This window comes from Phyllobacterium sp. 22229 (assembly GCF_052056495.1).
In the GTDB taxonomy this organism is placed as follows: Bacteria; Pseudomonadota; Alphaproteobacteria; order Rhizobiales; family Rhizobiaceae; genus Phyllobacterium; species Phyllobacterium myrsinacearum.
Genome location: NZ_JBQEPA010000004.1, coordinates 159,167 through 180,367 on the forward strand (window position 1 = coordinate 159,167; position 21,201 = coordinate 180,367).

21 protein-coding genes are annotated in these 21,201 nt (G+C 56.9%); 8 read left to right on the forward strand and 13 right to left on the reverse strand.

The annotated features are described in order from the left end of the window. Positions 1 to 6 precede the first annotated feature (6 nt). From ACTJJ7_RS06345 to ACTJJ7_RS06375, 7 genes are all read right to left on the reverse strand, one after another. The gene (locus ACTJJ7_RS06345; RefSeq protein WP_440966063.1) at positions 7 to 1,566 is read right to left on the reverse strand and encodes an ABC transporter substrate-binding protein; all 1,560 of its coding nucleotides are present in this window, start codon (positions 1,564 to 1,566) and stop codon (positions 7 to 9) included. A gap of 87 nt (positions 1,567 to 1,653) precedes the next feature. After that, positions 1,654 to 3,222 (reverse strand): ABC transporter substrate-binding protein, encoded by a 1,569-nt coding sequence (locus ACTJJ7_RS06350; RefSeq protein WP_130272460.1) that lies wholly within the window; start codon positions 3,220 to 3,222, stop codon positions 1,654 to 1,656. 174 nt (positions 3,223 to 3,396) lie between these two features. Continuing rightward, the gene (locus tag ACTJJ7_RS06355; RefSeq protein WP_440966065.1) at positions 3,397 to 4,215 is read right to left on the reverse strand and encodes a formylmethanofuran dehydrogenase subunit C; all 819 of its coding nucleotides are present in this window, start codon (positions 4,213 to 4,215) and stop codon (positions 3,397 to 3,399) included. Continuing rightward, entirely contained in the window at positions 4,212 to 5,120 is a 909-nt protein-coding gene (fhcD, locus tag ACTJJ7_RS06360; RefSeq protein WP_105734863.1) for a formylmethanofuran--tetrahydromethanopterin N-formyltransferase, read from the reverse strand. The genes ACTJJ7_RS06355 and fhcD overlap by 4 nt, the downstream gene beginning before the upstream one ends. Further along, entirely contained in the window at positions 5,108 to 6,742 is a 1,635-nt protein-coding gene (locus ACTJJ7_RS06365; RefSeq protein ID WP_440966068.1) for a formylmethanofuran dehydrogenase subunit A, read from the reverse strand. The genes fhcD and ACTJJ7_RS06365 overlap by 13 nt, the downstream gene beginning before the upstream one ends. Continuing rightward, positions 6,736 to 7,833 carry a tungsten formylmethanofuran dehydrogenase gene (locus tag ACTJJ7_RS06370; protein WP_440966070.1) on the reverse strand — a complete coding sequence of 366 codons (1,098 nt, stop codon included), beginning with the start codon at positions 7,831 to 7,833 and terminating at the stop codon, positions 6,736 to 6,738. The genes ACTJJ7_RS06365 and ACTJJ7_RS06370 overlap by 7 nt, the downstream gene beginning before the upstream one ends. 83 nt (positions 7,834 to 7,916) lie before the next feature. Further along, entirely contained in the window at positions 7,917 to 8,315 is a 399-nt protein-coding gene (locus ACTJJ7_RS06375; RefSeq protein ID WP_440966072.1) for a 4a-hydroxytetrahydrobiopterin dehydratase, read from the reverse strand. Positions 8,316 to 8,416: 101 nt separating this feature from the next. On the opposite strand from ACTJJ7_RS06375, the gene ACTJJ7_RS06380 reads away from it, so the two are divergent. From ACTJJ7_RS06380 to fae, 7 genes are all read left to right on the forward strand, one after another. Next, the gene (locus ACTJJ7_RS06380; protein ID WP_440966074.1) at positions 8,417 to 9,433 is read left to right on the forward strand and encodes a beta-ribofuranosylaminobenzene 5'-phosphate synthase family protein; all 1,017 of its coding nucleotides are present in this window, start codon (positions 8,417 to 8,419) and stop codon (positions 9,431 to 9,433) included. Next, positions 9,430 to 10,326 (forward strand): NAD(P)-dependent methylenetetrahydromethanopterin dehydrogenase, encoded by an 897-nt coding sequence (locus ACTJJ7_RS06385; protein WP_440966076.1) that lies wholly within the window; start codon positions 9,430 to 9,432, stop codon positions 10,324 to 10,326. Before ACTJJ7_RS06380 ends, ACTJJ7_RS06385 begins: the two co-directional genes overlap by 4 nt. Further along, positions 10,304 to 11,428 carry an ATP-grasp domain-containing protein gene (locus ACTJJ7_RS06390; RefSeq protein WP_440966078.1) on the forward strand — a complete coding sequence of 375 codons (1,125 nt, stop codon included), beginning with the start codon at positions 10,304 to 10,306 and terminating at the stop codon, positions 11,426 to 11,428. Before ACTJJ7_RS06385 ends, ACTJJ7_RS06390 begins: the two co-directional genes overlap by 23 nt. Continuing rightward, positions 11,425 to 12,378 carry a methenyltetrahydromethanopterin cyclohydrolase gene (gene mch, locus ACTJJ7_RS06395; RefSeq protein WP_105734857.1) on the forward strand — a complete coding sequence of 318 codons (954 nt, stop codon included), beginning with the start codon at positions 11,425 to 11,427 and terminating at the stop codon, positions 12,376 to 12,378. The genes ACTJJ7_RS06390 and mch overlap by 4 nt, the downstream gene beginning before the upstream one ends. Positions 12,379 to 12,386: 8 nt before the next feature. Beyond that, complete coding sequence (locus tag ACTJJ7_RS06400; protein ID WP_130272465.1) at positions 12,387 to 13,301, forward strand: ATP-grasp domain-containing protein; 915 nt, start codon at positions 12,387 to 12,389, stop codon at positions 13,299 to 13,301. Beyond that, the gene (locus ACTJJ7_RS06405) at positions 13,298 to 14,161 is read left to right on the forward strand and encodes a triphosphoribosyl-dephospho-CoA synthase (RefSeq protein WP_440966081.1); all 864 of its coding nucleotides are present in this window, start codon (positions 13,298 to 13,300) and stop codon (positions 14,159 to 14,161) included. Before ACTJJ7_RS06400 ends, ACTJJ7_RS06405 begins: the two co-directional genes overlap by 4 nt. 153 nt (positions 14,162 to 14,314) lie before the next feature. After that, entirely contained in the window at positions 14,315 to 14,821 is a 507-nt protein-coding gene (fae, locus tag ACTJJ7_RS06410) for a formaldehyde-activating enzyme (RefSeq protein WP_105734854.1), read from the forward strand. A 119-nt stretch (positions 14,822 to 14,940) separates the two neighbouring features. Here fae and ACTJJ7_RS06415 read toward each other — a convergent pair whose 3' ends face one another. Then, on the reverse strand, positions 14,941 to 15,657 hold the full coding sequence (locus tag ACTJJ7_RS06415; protein ID WP_440966083.1) for a HisA/HisF-related TIM barrel protein: 717 nt from the start codon (positions 15,655 to 15,657) through the stop codon (positions 14,941 to 14,943). A gap of 27 nt (positions 15,658 to 15,684) precedes the next feature. Between ACTJJ7_RS06415 and ACTJJ7_RS06420 the strand changes: the two genes are divergently transcribed. Next, positions 15,685 to 16,749: a hydantoinase/oxoprolinase family protein gene (locus ACTJJ7_RS06420; RefSeq protein WP_440966085.1), complete on the forward strand. Its 1,065-nt coding sequence runs from the start codon at positions 15,685 to 15,687 to the stop codon at positions 16,747 to 16,749. 1 nt (position 16,750) lies between these two features. Here ACTJJ7_RS06420 and ACTJJ7_RS06425 read toward each other — a convergent pair whose 3' ends face one another. From ACTJJ7_RS06425 to ACTJJ7_RS06445, 5 genes are read right to left on the reverse strand one after another with little or no spacing between them, the layout of a single operon-like run. Next, on the reverse strand, positions 16,751 to 17,356 hold the full coding sequence (locus ACTJJ7_RS06425; RefSeq protein ID WP_440966087.1) for a DUF447 domain-containing protein: 606 nt from the start codon (positions 17,354 to 17,356) through the stop codon (positions 16,751 to 16,753). Beyond that, positions 17,353 to 18,753, reverse strand: coding sequence for a DUF6513 domain-containing protein (locus ACTJJ7_RS06430; RefSeq protein WP_440966089.1), 1,401 nt, complete (start codon positions 18,751 to 18,753; stop codon positions 17,353 to 17,355). The genes ACTJJ7_RS06425 and ACTJJ7_RS06430 overlap by 4 nt, the downstream gene beginning before the upstream one ends. Before the next feature lies 1 nt (position 18,754). Next, positions 18,755 to 19,297, reverse strand: coding sequence for a flavoprotein (locus tag ACTJJ7_RS06435; RefSeq protein WP_440966091.1), 543 nt, complete (start codon positions 19,295 to 19,297; stop codon positions 18,755 to 18,757). Beyond that, positions 19,294 to 19,929: an amino acid kinase family protein gene (locus ACTJJ7_RS06440; RefSeq protein ID WP_440966093.1), complete on the reverse strand. Its 636-nt coding sequence runs from the start codon at positions 19,927 to 19,929 to the stop codon at positions 19,294 to 19,296. The genes ACTJJ7_RS06435 and ACTJJ7_RS06440 overlap by 4 nt, the downstream gene beginning before the upstream one ends. Next, positions 19,926 to 21,140: a (5-formylfuran-3-yl)methyl phosphate synthase gene (locus ACTJJ7_RS06445; RefSeq protein ID WP_440966095.1), complete on the reverse strand. Its 1,215-nt coding sequence runs from the start codon at positions 21,138 to 21,140 to the stop codon at positions 19,926 to 19,928. The genes ACTJJ7_RS06440 and ACTJJ7_RS06445 overlap by 4 nt, the downstream gene beginning before the upstream one ends. Between the last annotated feature and the right edge of the window lie 61 nt (positions 21,141 to 21,201).

Consider the following 21,201-nt stretch of genomic DNA (forward strand, 5'->3'; position numbering starts at 1 on the left):
CCACTTCTACTTGGCAAAATGCGTCAACCAGTGACGGGGCTTGTTGTCGGGCAGTTGAACGATATGGTCGATCTTGTCCGTCATCACCCAGGCCATGGGCTGCTGGTGCAAGGGAAGCATGATGATCTCATCCTTGACCATCTGCAGGGCCTTGGTCTGCAGCGCCAGCCGCTTGCTCCTGTCCATCTCCGTCGAGGCCTGTATGACCAGCTTGTCGATTTCAGGATAACTCCAGCCTCCCCAGTTGAAGACACCGGCATTGTCCGTCTTCGTCTGTATCATCTGAAGCAGGATAGAATAACTGTCGAGCATCGGCTCGTTCGCCCAACCGATGAGATAGACATCAGCCTTGCCATTGGTGCGTTTGGGCGTTTGAGCAGCCACCGGTGCAATATCGAGCTGCGGTTTGAAGCCGGCACGGCTCAGCATGTTGACCATACCCTGGCAGAGCTCTTCTTCGTTGACATAAGCGTCTGTCGTGCACACGAGCGTGAAAGCGAAATCTTTTGCTCCAGCCTCCGCCAACAGTTTCTTGGACAGTTCCGGATCGTAGGACACCGGCTTGTCGAGCGCCTCGGTATAACCCGGAATTTCCGGTGCGATGATTGCACCCGCCGTGCGCGATTTACCGCGCATGATGCGTTTCTGGATCAATTGCGGGTCGAGCGCATGGGCGAATGCCTGCCGTACACGCAGATCGTTGAACTTGTTGTCATCACCGTTGGTGAGCTTCGGCTTGCGATTGAACCCCATCATGACCGTCCGCAGATCGGTCCGCTCCATGACCTTGAGTTCAGGCTGGGCCGAGAGGCGGGGCAGGTCCTGGGAGGGCGCGTTATCGGTGAAGTTGATCTCGCCTGACAGGAGAGCCGCAACACGGGTGGCGGCAGATGTTATCGGCGTGAATTCAATACGGTCGACATTGGTTTCAGACTTGTCCCACCAATTCGGATTCTTGACGAGAACCGTCTTGCTGTCCGGGACCCGGCTTTCAATGACGAAAGGGCCGGTGCCATTGGCATGATAGGTCGCATAGCCCTCAAGCTTTGCGCCGACGTCAGTCGGCTTCAGTGAATTGTTGTCGGCAAGCCAAGCCGCATTGAAGATGTGAATGTTGGTCAAGTCGTTGAGCAGAAGCGGGTACGGCCCCGTCAGCTCGATATCGATAGTATAGTCATCAACCTTTTTTGCCGATTTGTAGGCGGGCAGATTTCCACGCAGGGGCGAGGTCTTGTCGCTGACGCGGGTGAGCGAGGCCAAGACGTCATCGGCGGTAAAACCCGCACCGTTGTGGAACTTCACTCCCTTGCGCAGATGAAACCGCCAGACCGTGTCCGACATCGTCTCCCACGATGTGGCAAGGGCCGGCTCAATCTTCAGCTTGGCGTCGTACCGGACCAGGCCTTCATAGACGTGGTTGAGGAAGGCAAGCGTATAACTGTCACCGTAGGAATATGGATCGAGCGAGTATATATCATGGGGCGCGCCCCATTTGAGTGTTGCGGCTTGGCCTGGAAAAATCAGGCTCATTGCCACCGTGGCCGCGAGGCCTAGTTGCTTCAACATTGTGGTTTGCTCCGCTTCTGGACGTTTGCCGCCTCCTTGAACGGAGGTCTTGCCTTGGTTATCAGACAGCGCCAAAGGCGCTGCAGATCAGTCGGTCATGCGCGTCAGCCAATGCCGCGGCTTGTTGTCAGCCCGGATCACGACGTTCTCGATCTTGCTGGTCATGGCCCATGCCATCGGCTGCTGGTGCAGCGGGATCATGATTGCCTGATCCTTGGCAAATTTGAGCGCGGCGGTTTCAATGGCCAGGCGCTTGTCGCGATCCTGCTCCGTAGCGGCCTCTTTGACCATCTTGTCGAGTTCGGGATAGGACCAGCCACCATAGTTTGCGACACCATCGGCGCCATGACGGGTGGAAAGCACCTGAACCAGGATCGAATAGGCATCAAGCGTGGGTTCGTTGGCCCAGCCCACCATGTACACGTCGGATTTACCGCTCGAGCGTTTTGGTGTCTGCACGGCGCGCGGGCCGATATCGAGCGTCGGCTTGAAGCCGGCACGCGTCAGCATGTTGACGACACCAGAGCAAACGTCCTCCTCGTTCACGCTTTCATCGTTCATGCAAAGATAGGTAAAGGCAAGATCGCTCTTCCCGGCCTCGGCCAGAAGCTTGCGCGACAATTGCGGATCATAGGTTGCAGGCTTATCCAGCTCCGCGCTGTAGCCCGGTATTTCCGGCGCGACCAATGCACCGGCGGGATGCGCCAGTCCGCGCATGACTTTCTTGTTGATCAGATCCCGGTCAATCGCATGGTCGAACGCCTGCCGCACCCGCAGATCGTTGAACGGATTGTCACGACCGTCCGTCAGCTTTTCCCGGCGATTGAATGCAATGGAAATGGTTCGCAGATCCGAGCGCTTATCGACCTTGATACCCGGTGTTGATTCAAGGCGACTGATATCCTGGATAGGGGCCGCGTCAACCAGATCGACCTCTCCCGACAACAGAGCCGCGACGCGCGTCGCGGCGGATGTAATCGGCGTAAACTCGATGCGATCGATATTGTGCTTTTTCTCGTCCCACCAGGCGTCGTTTACGACAAGGATCGTCTTGGCGTCGGGAACGCGGCTTTCGAGCTTGAAAGGCCCGGTCCCATTGGTGTGATAGGTTGTATAGCCCTCGACCTGCGCGCCCACATCGGTGGGCTTCTCGCTCTTGTTGTCGACCAGCCATTGCGCATTGAACATGAAGATGTTCGTCAGATCGTTGAGGAAGAGCGGCGATGGCGCTGAGACTTCGATATCGACCGTATAATTGTCGACCTTTTTCGACCCGACGTAGAGTGGAATATTACCCCTGAGCGGCGAGCTCGGATCACTCACGCGCTTAAGCGATGCAATGACGTCATCCGCGGTAAAATCAGCTCCATTGTGGAATTTCACGCCCTGGCGGAGCTTGAAACGCCAGTACTTATTGTCGATGAGCTGCCATTCCGTGGCCAGCGCCGGAACAACCTTGAACTCCGGCGTGTAACGGACCAGGCCCTCATAGATGTGATTGAGAAATGCCAGATTGGAGGTCGAGCCGTAGGAATAGGGATCGAGTGAGAATATGTCCCGTTGCCCGGCCCACCGCAGTGTCGCAGCCTCTGCCGCCGTTCCAAACAATAGCAACGATGTCATTGCCACCAAGACGGATTTTCGCAGTCGCGTCATCGGCATTTCCTCCTCGTGTGTGCCCCGTCGCTAGGCTTGCCCGCGACTTTTATTTCCCTCCATAGGCCACAAGGATTTGGCTTTGTCAACGATATTGTCGACAATTTTCTCTATTATTGGCACCAATAAAGTATACAGTTCATAGGCAACCATCACTGAATTTGGCTCAGGTCCTCAACGATATCGTTGTCGAAACAGTACTTCCCCTTTGCCGGACACCGCAGTATCGCCGCCATATTTTCCCGGCTTCGGGCCGAGAAGCGGTTTGTCGATGATTTTCTCATCCATAAGAAAGCGATCGAACAGATGGGAGAAAGCGATATCAGGCTCGCCGCACGGCATGAAAGTTGGCGACAAATTCTCCGGCGGGCGATCAAGCAGCAATGAACCGCGCTTCATGAGATAGCCAGTCATGGCGCCGGTACGGCCGGTAATGACAAGTGTTCCGGCGATCATGCGATAACCGGCATAATTGCCACAGCCTTTGAGTATCGCGATCGTTCCGCGGCGAAGGCGGTCCCCCGCATAATCTGCAGCCTTCCCGCGGACGATCAACAGGCCGCCTTCCATGCCGGAGGTTTCACCGGCAAGCGATCCGCCGAGATAGTCTCCGGCATTGCCTTTGATCTCGAGCCGTCCATTGATCATGCCCGAACCCACATGGGTTCCAGCACTCCCGTCCACATACAGCGTGCCTCCGGACAGCCTTCTGCCCGCCTGGTTGCCGACATCCCCCATCACTCGGACTGCACCAGCGCTCAGCCCTGCCCCCAACTTGTCAAACCGCGAACTGCCGCCCTCGAACACGATATTGTTCACATCCTTGCCGGTGATCCTGAATACATCGCCAACCAGGGCCGGATTACGGCTCGTCCCGATGCGCAGTTTGGCAATCTGGACATCAGCCAGTCCGGCCAAAGCGGCGGGCGTCAGGCATGATAGATCCAGACGTTCGTCCGGTTGGGCCAACAGCGAGAAGGTCAAAGCTTTCATGGCAGCAAATCCTTCAGATGATAATGGAATTTGCCAAGCTTGCCGCCGTAGTTGCCAGCGCTTATCCGCAACGCGCCTTTCGCCGGACCAAGATCAATGGCCGCCTTCAACCCCGCGCGCATGGCAGCCGCAACCGCGTCACTGGTCTCTCCGTCAATGACGATTTCAAGCACAGCGTTGACCCCGGGCGTCAAGGCACTGTCGACAACGCCGCGCAATGTCGGTGCAAAGGCGTCATTGGTCGAAGCCATCATCCCCTTGTATTTTCCGCCCACTTTCGAACCGGAACGGACAATGCCGCCGGGAAATGGCATGATTGCCCCCGCTACTTTCTCGATAGCGGCAACCGCATATTCCGCTGCATTCAGGGCTTTGGCGTTATCGGCCGCGAGAAACAGCAGATTGCCGCCGCCAACTGCAAGCTTGGTCAGCCCCGTTGTTGCTTCACACAGGAACTCGCCATCCATGACGGGAACGCGCCAATAATGCTTTCCGCCAAATTTCTTGGATATCTGCCAGCCGTCGCCGAAGTAACGCAGCGAATTGCCGAGGTCGAGCGGGGCCGTACCTTCGAGCCCGGCAAAACAGGCACTTCCCGGCGAAGTCAGCACGCATTGGCCAAGCCTGCTTTTCAATTGCTTCTGCAGATCGTCGGTTCCCATGGCAAAAATCATCACGCGGCATCCCGGCCGCCCGTCCGGCGTCTTGGATGCGGGCAAATCGACATCAATCGCGGCCTCGCAACCGCAGCCAATAACGGAGGTTGCATAGCCCGTCATGGTGATAGCGGCCTGCCGCGCCCATTTCAGGGTCGGCGCAGTGATGATGATCGCCGTCGCACGCATGCCGAAAGCTTCGGCGAAGGTATCGTCAATAAGAACGCCATTGCGGCTCAACTGTTGCATGGCACCTCGGCAAAGGGTTCGTCGCGCTGGATGGCAGAATCCGGAAATGTGAACCAGTCCAGCGACAGTCCATAACGCTCTTCGTGATAGGCCTTCATGCGCTTGATGATCGCCTTATCGGGCGGCGGATTGAGCCGAAGGGTTTTGCCCCAACGATATTGACTGACCTTGCCATTTTTAACGACCAGATCGCCATTCTTGAAAACCAATGCCGCCTCGCGGAACATTTTGGCGATATCCCTGCCCTTCCGGTATACGGCGATATCGGCAATAGCCCCTGCCCCCAGATGACCGCGATCCTTGAGGCCAAGCAGTTTGGCGGGCGCCGCCCGGGTCATGATCGCGATCTCTTCCAGGGTATATTCACGACGAACCGACGCGAGCGTTGTCAGTTCCAGCGCGGCAGCATTGAGTTCTGCCGATTTCACATCGCGGGACGCACTGCTCATCAGCAGCTCGAACAATTCCGGATAGGCCGTGAATGGTGCGCCGTTGGGATGATCGGTTGTGAAGAACACCCGCCATGGATCGGTGATCAGCAGGAAGAGTTCAAGCCCGATAGCCCATTGCAGCGAACCGTAATAATCCTGTTTGTAGCGGTAGGGTACGATTCCGCCGCCGCCATTGCCGTCGCCATCAAAGATGATCGTCTTCTTCGGACTGGCATTGCCGATGGCGGAAAACTGCCGCATTACGTCTGAGGAAATTGTCACGGTCTGACCGAACATGACCTGACCGACATCGATTGTGACATCGGGATTGGCATTGACGGCTTCGGCCAGCCGCGCTGCCTCCGACGAGAACTTCCGCTTGCCTCCGGTCCCATAGCCATAGAATTGCAGATGGGCCAGATGCAAGGGCACACCTTCCGTTGCCGCGATGGTTGCAGCCGCCGTATCGGCGCTGCCGGCAATACCGAGATTGTTGGCGTGGACATGCAGCGGATGCGGGATGCCAAGCCGGGTCACGGAAGACTGAAGCGACTTGACGATCTTGCGCGAGCTGACGCCATATTCCGGAACCACATCATCCAGAGAGAACGAGCGGACATTGTCCTTGAACGCCGCAGCGGCGCCGGCATTGATGACTTTGACGCCAAGAGCGCGTGTTGAACCGACCACCCATGCCACATAGTCGTCGATCATTGCCGATGATTTGCCGTCACGCAGCAAGGACAGGGTAAAATCGTCATTGCCGAGTATCGCCAATGTCGCCCTGTCAATAATTGGAATATCGGCCAGCTCCAGGTGCGTATGCAACGCGGTATAGGGTGCCATGGCCGGCTCCACCACCGTCGTGAAACCCATTTGCGCATAGAGGCAGCCGGTCTGGAAAGTCGACCAGCCCGCATTCGACAGTGGCGTATTGGCAGGCCTTGGCATGTGTGCCGCATGGTGCTCCGGCAGAAGCAGACGTGCGGTGTTCACATTGCCGCCACCGATATGGGAATGAATATCGATAGCGCCGGCCATGACGATACAACCCGAAACATCATGGGTTTGATCGGCCGCTTCGCCCTTTGGCGCATCGACAAGCACTTCGTCCCTGATCCAAACGTCGCGCTGGCTGGTTTTGCCGTTGACGGGGTCGACGACGTCACCACCTGATAACCGGATCAGCATGCGAATTCCCTTCGTCCGGGCAGCGCATCAGCCAATTGGCCTATGACCTTTGAAACACTGGGCAGATGCGACGGCGTGGCGGCCTGGACCGCTCTGAACGTGCCGATCCGGCTCGAATAGGCAACCCCATCGTGATCGACCCCGGCCTGGCCAACGGCAATCGTTACCGCCGCACCAGATGTTGGAACGTCGGTCCGACTCAACGAAATCAAGACGACCTTTCCCCCTTTGGGGGGAGTTTGACCGCCGCGCCCCGACACCCAGACATGAAGATCCGTTTCCTTTGCATGAATCATGCGCTGGACGTCCCATTGCACCGGGTCATAGCTTGGGAGGCTATTGATAAAACCTGTCCGGAGTGGAAATCCGGTCATCCAAAGCGAGACAAGAGCAGAACCCCATGCATCGTCATCAGCCGGCAGGAATACACTGCTGGCACGCCCCTTTCTGTTCAGGTCGGCGATCAACCCCTGCAACATGACGAGACCCGCGGCTTCAACTGAACCGCCGGAAAACACGAAAACCGGGAACTGCGCGCTCGCCAGGGCCTTTTCAAGAGAATCGATATTGCTCAGCGAGGACAATGCAGGACGGTGCTGCAATCGAGCCCGCAAAAGCGCCAGTGTCGCTTCCAGTGAAAGGCCCTCGCCGCGCAGCGGTTTAGCCTTCAACTGCCGCAGAAGTTTGCCATGCGATGAACTCGTTTCATCGCCCGAGATATGAAACCAGCGACGGGTGTGTTTGTCGCCAAGATCGGGTTGCGAAGTCGCCCAGGCCTGCAAAAGGTCGTGATGCAGGGGCGGGATTTCACCGACCAGAATGATCAGGCTGGAGCGACGGCGCGCTTCTCCCGGCGTCGTGAACATGCCGCCATGATTTGTGAACAATGCAACTTCATTTGCAAGCACCTGACCCTTGGCATGATCGTAGGCGCCGCCCAACATGGTCGCCAGCGCGATGGTGCTGCGCGTACCATGCACATCCGTATCGAGAGTAAAAACTGGGCACCGGCATGATGCCAGAAGCTTCGCAGCGTTCCGAATTGCATCCGTCAAAGGTACCGGCTGGCTGCCAATCCATGCAACCGACATATTCCGCAACTTTCTGGTGCCAACCTGAGCTTAGCTATTTTTTCTAGAATGTGAACCCTGCGCAGATGCAAAAGTTTACGGGATCAATTGTCGTACTTGATATAGGCAAAGCGCTGGTCAGTTTGCGGCGTCCCTTCAAGCGATCCCGCCTCCTGGCCCGGCTGCCATTGGACAACGCTTTCAATCTTCGCCGCAAGATCGAAGTCCTTGTCGGTAACGCCTTTGGCGGCATGGTTCATCAACAAGACTTCCACCCAGGCATAGGATGCCTTGAGATCCGGATGATGCCAGGCCGCCTCCGCCAGATGACCGATGGTATTGATGACCATCAGGGTCGATTTCCAGCCATGCGTCTTGTATTTCCGACGAATCCAGCCGTTCTCATAGCGCCAGTGTGGCAGATCTTTCTCGAGTTTCGCAATAATTTCAGGTTCTGAATACACCTTTTCAGCGGGCCTCGTCCCTTTTGCTTCTTCAACCATTTGACCAATCCTCCACTTCTTTGCTCATGGTGCTTGCGCCTCGCCCGAAAGACGATATCATACTGCAGGGCCCGATTTCTGAGATTGTGTAAATTAAGCAAATGTCGGAATCCGTCACGATCGAAGTCCCGGCCCGTCTTCACCTTGGCTTCCTTGATATACCACGCAACGTGCCCGAACCTGGTCAGAACCGGTTCGGCAGCATTGGCTTACCCATTCAGGACATTTCCACCGTTCTGACGATCTCCCGCGCGGCAAAAGACCATATTGAAGGAGATGAGCGGGAACGCGTTGCACAGCACGTTGCAACCCTTTCCCGTCATCTTGGGATCACCGCACACCACAGGGTTGTCGTGCATCGAACCATTCCCCGACATATCGGCCTTGGCTCCGGCACCCAGATTGCCCTTGCCGTTGCAGCAGCGTTGCGCACCCTGCATGCGATACCGCTTGATATCGTGAACGATGCCCATCTGTTGGGACGCGGGGCGCGGTCTGGCATCGGCATAGCTGCGTTCGATGGGGGTGGTGTCATTATCGATGCGGGCAAAGCCACCCACGGCGCTGCCCCCACCATTATATCGCGGATTGCATTTCCCGAGGAGTGGCGAATCATTCTCGTCTTCGACACGTCAACCCAAGGCATTCACGGCAGTGCCGAGGTCGACGCTTTCAAAGCATTACCTCCGTTCCCGGTAACGACATCGGCAGCGATCAGCCGTCTTGTGCTGATGAGCGCCATGCCCGGCCTGATCGAACAGAACCTTGCCTTGTTTGGCCGGTCGATCGCCGCCATCCAGACCGAGATTGGCAATTATTTTGCACCCGCACAGGGGGGAATTTTCACCAGCAAACAGGTTGAAACCACCATCATGCAGCTTGCAGAGGCCGGCGCGGTCGGTATGGGCCAGAGCTCATGGGGACCGACGGGCTTCGCCTTCGCCGCGTCACAGGCGGAAGCCGAGCGGATCGTCAATACCATCCACAGCAACCCGCATGGCACGGCCATTCAAATCGTCGCGGGAAGAAATGCCGGGGCTGATATCACGCATACTGCTCTGAATCTTGCCAGAGCTTGTACCATGGGCGCCGTCATCAAGAAGGAGCGGATACCGTGAGCCGCAAAACGATCCTGCATATGTTAACCCCGCTTCGGCAAATGAGCCCTTTCGACGTCAACATGGCGCTCGACGCAGGTTATGACGCCGTTGTTCCCTACACTGATGTCACTCTTTCGGATGTCGGAAATCTTGTTCAAGACGCCATATTCTCACGGCCGCCGGATGCGGGTGTGGCCACGGGCATTTTCCTTGCTGGCAAGGATGCACCCGCAGCGCTCGACATGCTTGATGCCGCAAGAAACGCCATGGTTCCGCCGTTCGAAATCTCGGTGTTTGCCGACCCCGCGGGATCATTCACGACCGCCGCCGCCATGGTGGCCAAAGTCGAAAAGGCTCTCGCCAAAATTTGCGGCCGCAAGCTGGAAGGAACCAGCGTGGCAGTCTTCGGCGCGACAGGCGTGGTGGGCTATTGCACCGCGGTGATTACAGCCCAGCAAGGGGCGAGCGTGACGATCATCGGCCATGACGGCATTGAGCGGGTGAAGGCGATCGCCGCGTCGATCAAGCAAAGATTCAATCTGACCGTTGAGCCGGCCGACGGGTCAACCGAAGCGAAAAAGATGGAGGTGCTGCGAACCGCGGAGGTTGTGCTGACCGCCGCAAAAGCGGGTGTGCAGGTGATATCGGCAGCACAACTTGCCAAGGCGGGCAAACTTCTGATCGCGGCCGACGTCAACGCGGTTCCGCCAGCTGGTATCGAAGGACTGAAGGTCAACGCCAATGCCGATCCGCTCGATGCGACAGAAGCTGTCGGCATTGGCCCGCTTTCCATCGGTAATGTCAAATACAAGACTCAAGCCGGTTTGTTCGAACAGATGATCAAGGCGAAGAAGCCGGTTATCTTTGATTTTCGGGACGCATTTGCCCTTGCTCGCGAACTCGCCAAATAATGCGGTTCTGATAGCCGCTGTCTCTGGACGCTCGCTTGCCGCGGCAGCGCGGCGGGCTGGCTTGCGGCCGTTGGTCGCCGACCTCTTCAACGACGCTGACACGCTGGAATTGGCGGAACGCGCCGTGAAACTTTCGGGGAGCCTGCAGAACGGTATCGACCGAAAACGTCTCGTTGAAACGCTGCAAAAACTGGCCGGCGATGATAACCCGGTGGCTGTGATCTACGGCTCTGGTTTTGAGCGCGATCCGCAGATGATAGCGGCGATCTCACAACACTTTGCCGTTGCAGGAAACAGCGCCAGGACGGTTCGTCTCGTCAAGGACCCCGTCTCTCTGTCGCAGTTGTGCACCGATTTTGCCATACCGCATCCGGATATATGTTTCGACACTCCTGACAATCCTCGGGATTGGCTGATAAAGTTGACCGGTGGTGCTGGCGGTTCACATGTGAGGCCTGCGCATCACGGAACATCGGGACAAGAATACTATTTTCAGCGGTTTGTCCGAGGCAGGAATCTCTCTGCCCTGTTTCTGGCCAATGGGAACAAGGCGCACATGATTGGCCTGAGCCGGCAATGGTTTTCTCCGTCGGAAAGCAGTCCCTTTCGCTATGGAGGCGCGGTCCGGCTGCTCCGCTACAATCCGCACAGAGCACAGCAGATAAGCGATTGGCTGACGGCTTTAACCCGGCGGACCGGTCTGACCGGATTATGCAGCGCCGATTTCATCGTTGGTGCAGAGGGTCTGCATCTCATCGAAATCAATCCACGACCAGGTGCCACGCTCGATATTTTCGACACGGAAGAAACGCCTCTTCTGCGCCAGCATTTACATGCGGTCACGGGGTCGGATTTCTCGACACCCAGCTACAAAATCTCGGCGGCCTCGGCAATCGCCTATACCACAAAAGCCATCAGCGCATTTCCGGATGTTGTTTGGCCGGCGCTCACCGCAGACCACCAAACAGCAGGCACCTCCCTTCAAGCCGGTGATCCTGTTTGTACCGTTTTCGCCACGGCTCCCTCTGCCTCCGCAGCGATGAAAGCCGTGAAGGGCCGCGTCAAACAACTCGCGGTTAATTGGAGGGAGGAGTTTTCATGAGAGACGGTCACGCCTATCTCAACAGAAGCGCTCAACATCTGGCCGACAAGATGATCGAGCAAGCGGGACGGCTTGGCATCAATCACAGCCGTGGCCACCTTGGCGAACATGTGATTGACGCAGGGGCGAGTTGTCCGGGCGGCGTCGAAGCCGGACTGCGGATTGTCGAAATCTGCATGGGCGGTCTTGGCGTGGTTTCGGCAACCCTCGATACGGGCAAATGGCCCTACAGCGTGAATGTCAGATCTTCACAACCGGTTTTGGCCTGCCTTGCCAGCCAATATGCCGGCTGGAACCTCTCGCACGAGAAATACTTTGCCATGGGATCTGGGCCAGCCAGGTCTCTGGCGCGGGTCGAGCCGCTCTTTGATGAAATTTCCTATCGTGAGCCTGAGGCAAAATCGTCAGTCATCGTCCTTGAAACCACAACGCCGCCGCCTGCAGCCATCGTTGAAAAAGTGTCCAAAGCAACAGGATTTGCGCCTGAGAACCTGACATTCATCTATGCGCCGACACAAAGTCTGACAGGTGCCGTGCAGATTGTCGGGCGTGTTCTCGAAGTTGCAATGCACAAGGCACACGATCTGAAATTTCCGCTGGGTGACATCGTGGACGGCGCAGGCCGCGCGCCCATCCCTGCTCCGCATCCGGATTTTCTGAAAGCAATGGGCAGGACCAACGATGCCATCATCTATGGCGGCACGGTCCAGCTTTTCGTGCGGGGCACCTCAGAAGCCGCACGCACACTCGCTGAACAGCTTCCGAGCCATACATCACGCGATCACGGCCAGCCTTTTGCCGACATATTCAAGAAGTTCAAAGGCGATTTCTACGCGATCGATCCGCATCTGTTCAGCCCCGCCGAGGTCATTGTTACCGCGATCGAAACCGGCGATACTTTCCGCAGCGGCGGAATCCATGAAGCAATGCTCAAACAATCCCTGGACTGACGGACACGATGACAGAAACAATACTGATCCTTTCCGACCGGCCCGACGGTCAGGTAAAACAACTGCGTACCGCACTGCGATCGCGTGGCTTCAATGTTCAGACATTGCCGCTGGCAGATATCGGTTTTGACACCCGGTACCCCTCCGGGATTGCCGTCCCGCGCATGAACGGCGCCTTACCCGCCGCCGTGATCGTGCGGTCGATTTCATCGGGGACATTCGAGGCGATCACGCGCCGTCTCGGGATACTGCACGCCCTTGCTCATCTTGGCATTCCCGTTTGGAATTCTGCCAAGGCGATCGAGCGCTGCGTCGACAAGTCCACGACGACATTCTTCCTCGCACAGGCGGGGTTGCCGACACCGGAAACCTTTGCGGTCGAAAGTCTGGAGAATGCCAGAACCATTGCCGAGCGGGAACTGACCCACGGACCACTGGTGCTCAAACCGCTTTTCGGTTCACAAGGCCGGGGGATCAGGCTGATCCGCAACATTGAGGATCTGCCTCCGCCGGAGGAAATGGACAATGTTTATTATTTGCAGCGTTTCGTGGCGCGGCCAGGACCACCCTACTGCGATTACCGGGTCTTCACCTGCGCGGGCGAAGTGCTGGGTATGATGGCACGCCAGGCCGAAGGATGGATCACCAATATTGCCAAGGGCGCGAAGGCGGAGCCGGTCATTGGCCCGTTGAGGAACAAGCTGGAAGAACTTGCGCTCGCCGCGTCGGCCGCTATCGGCACGGATTTTGCCGGGATCGACATCATTCCTGCGGCTGACGGCAAACTTCTTGTTCTTGAAGTCAACAGCATGCCGGCCTGGTCCGGGCTTCAATCGGTCGTGCCGGTCCGCATTGCAGACTGTATTGCCGGCGCACTTGTCACCCGGATTGAACCTGACATCGGTGAGAGGCCTGCAGCGTGAGCCTGACACGCGAACATATCCGCCGCGCCTATATCGATGCCTGCTATCAGGAGATCGAAGCACTGAAACCAGGCAACGTGCATGTTTTCGCGGATGGCCATCGCATGAATGCACAGCAGTTTTTCGACAGCGCCCAGGTCTCATCGGGCCCGCTGAGCGATCCCGCCAATTCTGTCGGCCAACGGATTCTTGCCGCCGTTGCCGCGACGCGACTGAAGGTTCAGACCAATACGAATCTGGGCATTCTTCTCCTGTGCGCTCCGCTTGCCCGGGCAGCAGCCAATCGGACATCAGACCTGCAGCTCAGCCTCGCCGCGACACTCGCCCAACTCGACATGAACGATGCACGTGACGTATTCGCGGCAATCACATTGGCGCAGCCAGGCGGCCTCGGATCCGCACCAGAGCATGATGTTGCCAATGAACCGGATGTGCCGCTTCTGGAAGCCATGCGCGCTGCATCCGAGCGGGACATGATTGCCCGGCAATATGTGACCAACTTTTCAGACATCTTCACCGGCGGTTTGTCAGCTCATGGCGCAGCCATCGCCCACAATGAACCTGGGATGTGGCCGAGCGTATTCGTTTACCTGTATTTTCTCTCGAATTTCCCCGATAGCCATATTATCCGCAAACACGGCATGCCAATTGCCGAGGAAACGCGGCTGGCCGCAGAGAAAATCCTTGCACGAACGATGGAGATGCAAGATGGCCGCGAGCGAGAAAAACTGCTCCTTGCTTTCGATGCTCAACTTAAAGCTCAAGATATCAATCCAGGCACCTCGGCTGATCTTACAGTTGCAACCCTTTTTGCATCCAGACTTATCTGGCTCTTGCATAATGGCGAGGTAAATGCTTGAATTTCTCCAGCGGATTTTGTCCGCTGCTATCTGGCCAACCGACCCCGTTCTGAGGGTGCTGTGAACAAGGATAGCTGTCCATCGAGAGTCGTGTCTCGAGGTACGGCGTCTTTGGACAAACCACTTGGAAACAGTTTAGGGAGGAATTTGGCTGTGGCTAAAATCAATAAGGTTATGGTTGGCGAGTCGCTTGTAGGCGATGGGAACGAAGTTGCGCATATCGATCTCCTGATCGGACCGCGCGGCAGTGCAGTTGAAACAGCATTCTGCAATGCATTGACGAACAACAAGGATGGCTTCACGTCCCTGCTTGCAGTCATCGCGCCGAATTTGGCGTGCAAGCCAAACACCATTCTGTTCAACAAGGTTACCATCAAGGGAGCCAAACAGGCAGTCCAGATGTTTGGCCCGGCACAGCATGCGGTGGCTAAAGCGGTCCAGGACAGCGTTGCGGACGGCACGATTCCGGCAGATGAAGCAGACGATCTGTTTATCTGCGTCGGCGTTTTCATCCATTGGGAGGCTGAAGACGATGCCAAGATTCAGGACTTCAATTATCGTGCAACCAAGGAAGCTCTTGAGCGCGCAGTAACGGGCAAGCCGACTGCCGCCGAAGCGACCGCACAGCGCGATTCCGTGAAACACCCCTTCAGCGCTTAGACAAGAGACAACCTCGCACAGAGCATGCCCTCTGTTGCACCGGATGGCCTGTTGCGCCGGTTGGCAAAAAGTTTGGGCTTCTGAACCCGGACAAGGGGAAGAGCAATCATTCCCCTTGTTCACCCCGTCCCGGACTCGTTTCCGCTCATCAACGACGAGATCGTCTCCGGGGCAAGGGAGCCGTTGTGCAGAGAGGTCGCCACAAGTGCTGCTGAAATGCCGAGCGCTTCCAGTTGTTCAAGATCGGCGGCATGTCGAATGCCCCCAGCCGCAATGACGGCGCGATCACCGGCGCGGCGCTTGATCTCGGTCAATCGTTCGAAATCCGGCCCCGAACTGCTGCCAACGCGGCGAAGCGTCATCACGATAACCCGGGAAGGCCAAAGATCCGCATTCTCGAAAAGCTCGGAAGGTCCAACAAACTCATCCCCACGAAAATCCAGGGAGAGAACAAGTCGCGGATTTCCGCTCAAATGCCCAAGCACAGAGGTATCCGTCTGGGACTCCGAACCCAAGACCGGCCAGACCCCGTCCATTGTCAAGACGCCCTCCAATTGGTGCAGGCTCGCAAAGCCGGCATCCAGCCAGACATCAGCCACGGCAACCAATGGCTTCAGACGCTCCAGCGTACGGGGGGCAAGACCTTGCTGTATGGCATCCAGCTCAGCGACGTAAAACGCAGGAAAGGGGTAGAGCTGGCGTAGACCTTGCGCGACATCGAGGATATCGGCCGTTGGGCTGAGTGGCGTTTCGATGGGCCGATAGGCCGCGCGATTGCCCATGTGAGCACGGACAACGAGACCATCTTTTATGTCGAGTACCGGAATGATATGCACGAGCAGAATCCAAGGAATGATACAGCCATGAAATCCCGATTTGCCAGCAAAGGAAAGCCCCTGATCACCGGTTGGGATGTGGGTGGCGCCCATCTCAAGATGGCCCAATGCCGAAATGGCGAGATTGTCTCGGCAAAAATCTTCAAGACACCGCTTTGGCTTGGTGTCGATCAGGTGCGCGAGGCTCTGCGTGAACTGGGGCCTTTGCAGGCAGACGGCACCTTCAATGTATTCACCATGACCGGAGAACTCTCGGATACTTTCACGTCACGCGATGCGGGAGTTGCCAGCCTCCTCGATTTCATCGGAGAAAAATTCGGCGACGACAACACGCTCATCTATGCGGGTCGAGGAGGTTTCTGCGACATTGCCACAGCCCATGGTCTGGGAGGCGATATCGCCTCGGCCAATTGGCACGCAACGGCATCACTGAGCGCAAAGCTGGCCGATACCGGTCTTTTTGTCGACATGGGGTCAACAACGACGGATATTCTTGCCTTCATGAACGGCGACCTGATCCACCGCGGATATTCCGATGCGGAGCGACTGTTGACCGGTGAGCTGGTCTATACGGGGTTTGCCCGCTCGGCGTTGATCGGCATCGCGGCGCTTGTTCCGGTAGGAGGACATATGACCCCGCTCATGAACGAATATTTCGCCAACACCGCCGATCTCGGCCGCATTCTCGGCACGCTGGATGAAGCTGACGATAAATATCCATCTGCCGACCGCCAGCCGAAAACGCTCGCCGGATCGATCCAGAGACTGGCGCGCATGGTCGGACGCGATAGCAGTGACCTTAAAGAGGCTGAATGGATCGATATTGCCCGGTGGTTCAGCGAGCATCAGTTGCGAATGATCCATGATGGCGCAATTCGCGTGTCACGCGATCTTGCGTCAGCCGCCGATGCACCGATTGTCGGTGCCGGTATTGGCAGACCGCAGATCAGGCAACTCGCAAAGCGCATGGATCGGCCCTATGTCGATTTCGGAACGCTAATACCTGCAGCGTCAGCTGCGCGCGATGATGCCAGCAAAGCTGCGCCAGCAGCGGCAGTCGCGCTGCTCGCCTCGATGCACTTGCAGGGATAATTTAGGCTGTGCCGGAAGGATGGGCCGCGCTCTTGCCTTTGGAATCGGCCATCGCCTGATATTCTTTTACCCGCTGCAGCAGCCATGACCAGGCCAGCAGTTCATCCGGTCCGGCAGTCTTGTCAATTGCGATCGTAAGATAGTCAATTTCCGCCTCGATCTTTTCTTGCGGCAGCATGTGCAGCCGGCTGACCAGAATAGCCAGTTCAAGCACCGCAGCCTTGGCACGGTTGAGCCCGGTGAAAGGGGCGTGCATCGCTTCGGAAACCACTTTGCAGAAATGACGCGGTCGGAGCCCGTCATCATCGACAGACACCACCTCGAGTACGGAATGGCTCAGCGCCGATTGGAGACGCGGAACCGGACAATTCGGGACGGCAACGGTGGGCCAGTCCTTGCGTCCAGTCAAACAACCGGCAAACACCAGCATATCGTCGGTATAGTTGGCAATGGCGAAGGGAACCGCCGCCAGGTTCTCCAGCGTCTTCGAAGGACGAAACGGAGCGATGATCCAACCATGATCCTGCTCGATGATGCCGAGCGGTGCAATGTGAACAATACCGGCGGCATCGACCGTGGTGACGATGGTTTCCCTGATATAGGTCAAGTCGCCCTATCCTTCTTCGCTCGCAACGTGTGGCCCGCTTCCTTTAACCTGAGACGATCCGCCTGCACTTCCGGCGCACCCACTCCCCAGGAGAGTGGTTCGTCCTGCGTGTAACGCTTGCCCAGTTTCCAGGCTATTTCAGCCTTGGTCAGTTCCGCTCCCAGATAAAACGCATGAGCGCCATCCGATTCAACGTCGAGGCCTGGGAAAAGTTCAAATGCATCCTGCGCAGTCGCGTGACCGCTGGCGTTGAAAACATGGATACCATCCGGCGCGGTCATAATGCGGAAATTGCCATCCCGCACATTGGTGGCCAGCGCAGCGATATCCTCAACGCTGTTTGGATAGGGTTTGCGATCATGAATCTGCAACAGGCCCGCATCATAGCCGCGCGGCAGGGCATGATCCTGTTTGGCTGCAAACATCATGCGGCGGGCGTGATCATGCTCCTCGACCGTGCGGACCGTGTGGGGGCTGACATTGACGACCAGAACATTGTCTATCGATAGTTCCGAGCAGATGCCCGAGAGCAACGCCGTTACACCGGAGGAATCCGCATCGGTGAGTTCGGTCAGATTGCCCGTACCCATCATCATCGGAATATCTGGCCAGCGGCGGCGCGCCTCCATGAACCGGCCAAGCGAAGCGGCAAACCCGAAATGGATGGGATCGAGAACCGGATCAGCGATGAAAGAAATCTTGGCTGTCCGTGCCTTGTGAATCGCACGGCCAAGCGAATCGAGATCGCCGGCAATCGAAGGAATAAGGATCGGCGTGACGCCGTATCTTACCGCCAGATCAACGGTTTCCTCGGTCAGACTGAGAAGATAATCCGCGCCGGCCGTGGCGCCGGTTTCAAGCTCCCCTGGGTTGGCTGAATCCACGCTGACGGAAAGACCTTGCGCCTTTAAACGGCGAATGGCGTCGGCAAGATGCGGAAAGGGCGTTTCAGGCAGGCACCCCAGATCGATGACATCGGCGCCGGCAGCGGCAAGTTTCAAAGCGCGCTGCACCAACGCCTCCAGCGACAATGCCGACGCATCGACGATTTCTGCAAAGATACGCATATTGTGCCTGGAGAGATCAACGGGCTTGCCCACCCGCCCGAGGAAGACAGGCAGATCGGCAACCTCATCGGGACCTCGAACGAAGGGAACGCCAAAGCGCTGGTTCAGGCGATCAAGATCGCCGCGATATCGCCCGGGCAGAATGATGCGGTCGGCGGCCACAGGCATTTTCAATCGACGCGTGATAATCTCCTCGCTCATAAGCGCCGCAACCTTCACGCCGATGTCAACGATTTCATAGGTGAACGCCGGATCGTTGAGGCCGGCAAGGATGCGCTCCAGCCGTGAGCGGGCCAAATGCCCGGTCAGGAACAGGAGATGCTCCGCCATATCAAGCAACCTCTTTGGCACGGCGCGCAATGGCTGCCTTCAACTCTGCCAGCGACTCGACGACCTCGGTCCGCTCATAGGTCTTGAGGCGTGCCGTGTTTTCAAGATCGATTGGCCTGGGATAAACCTTGACCATGCCGCCGGGTGCCATTGTTTCAAGTTCAGGTGCCGTATCACAGGCAAAGACAATGGACGGCACCCGACATTTGCCGGCCTGTGCATAAACATTGGTCGGAAGGGAATCTGAAATGCCGGCAACGCATTTGGCGACGGTATTCGACGTCGCCGGTGCAATAATTGCCGTATGATAGACCCCGTTATAGAAGCCGCCAACCGGCACGGAACTTGCGGTCTTGTCATGCAAGACCCGCGTCGTCTCGGGGAAATCGAGCTTCACCTTATACATGCGCAAGACTTCATTGGCGGCCTTGGAGACGAACACATCACAATGTTCGAGTGTTCTTATGAGCTCGAAACTCTCCACGAAGAAATGGCCGGAGCCGGTCAGCGCCCAAGCCCATCGCGGCGTATGCAGTCGTGTCATTGCTCACCCGTTGCTTCGAAATAGCTGTTGCGCATCATCACGCGTCCCGGAAAGTCTGCCAAGGGTAAATCCAATGCGTCCAGCATCGCCGGTCCGGCAATATGAAGGGTCATCCCGTCTCCAAGCATGTCCCGAAGCATACTGTCGACGATACCCGCAGCGGCAATGTCTTCTACCGATGAATAGTATTGGTGTTCATCGGTCTGTTTGATGAGCAGCACTGCGTCGGCTTGCAATTGTCCGGCAAGCCACGCGCTCAAACTATCCGAGGTGATATCCCATGACATGGGAATGTCCGGTGCTCCGGCTGTCATCACAGATGGCAGCCAAACGGGTATGAACCCCGCTGCAAGTGCGTTAGCGATTTCCACGATGGACCGTGCCGTTTGGAAACGTTCATGACGTTCAGCAACAGCAATGCCAAACTGATCCATCGCAAGGATTGCCATCGCATGGGCTGCTTCGTCCGAATAGCCAAGACGTTTTTGCGAAACCCGCACCTGATCGGCAAAAGGGCCGCCGCCTGGAACAATCACCAGCGGGAACGTTGCGCTTGCCAGCGCGTCGATCCAGCGCCGCATTTCCACATGGCCCGCCGTGCTTCCTCCAAGCTTCACGACAAGCGCCTTCATGAGGACTTCCGTCCCCCATGCACCTGTGCAAACCGCAGCTTGGCGGAATTTTTCACATCGCGCGTACGCTCGATCTCGACACCGACACCGCCGGGTCCAATTTCGAGTTTTTCCGCGCGGACCGAGACCCGTGTCACCCGTGGATTTCGAAGCACCAGTGCGGCCACCTGTTCTGCCAATGTCTCGGCTAGTTCAACATGGCCCTCGGCAACGATGGCGCGAATACCGTCCATGATGAGGTCGTAGGAAACCACGTGCCGCATATCCTCAGGATTGCGCGTGACACGCAAAACCTCGGCCGTCACGTCAAACCGTACCTTCTGGGATTTCCCATGTTCGAAACGATAGGCACCGATATGCACAGGCAAAACAAAATCACGAACGAAAATCTTGTCGGTGCCCAGTCCCGCCTCTTCCGGTTCAGGAAAATAGCCCCGTGCAGCAAGCAGTTTGTAATCGACGCTTGCAGGCATTCCCTGCTCAAGCACTTCGGGAATCAGACCACGAATCTTCACCGTTGCCAGCGCATCAATGGACGCCTTGCGGTCGAGGTCAGCGCAGAGCGCTCCGCGAAACCCCATAAAATCGGGATTGTAAGTTAACAGCCGCGAGATATCCGGTGCTTCGAGCGATCCCGCGACGCCGACCATCAATCCATTCGATTGTCCATTCCCGATGAACTTACCGATCTGGTCCGGAGACAGATGATTGAGCAAGCGGCCCTTGGACTTGTCGGCGGTGTCGATCATCACGCCATGAAATCCGCTGGCCGCCAAGGTTTCAAACAGGTTTTCACCGTAATCGCTCCAGTTGTCGGCAAAGACAACGGCAATCAATTTATTGTGTAAAGCGAGAGGCCACAGCGCCGTCACGCAAGCATCAAACTGCCCGGACGGAAACAAACCTATCTTGATATAGTCGAGACCCGCTGCCGCAAACTCTTTCACCGTCCGCCTGAGCGTTTCCGGATGCATGGGAAGGTCGCCGCACGCTGCACTGATGGGCCGCCTGCCTGATAAAAAGCCCTTCACTTCCAGGACCTTGCTCAGGTCAACCGCGCCAAGTGCACCGTTGGCCGGATCTTTCATATCGATGATATCTGCTCCGCTTTGAAAGACAATTTCGGCTTCCTGACGGTTCTGCACACTGGCCAACATCTTCGTCATTGGCTTGCCCCCGCATGAAAACGAGAAACTTTGCCTCGCATGCAAGAAAAGCTGACCTGAAGGGTTGAGATTGTGGTGGGGTTGTTTAAAAACACTATGGGCACCT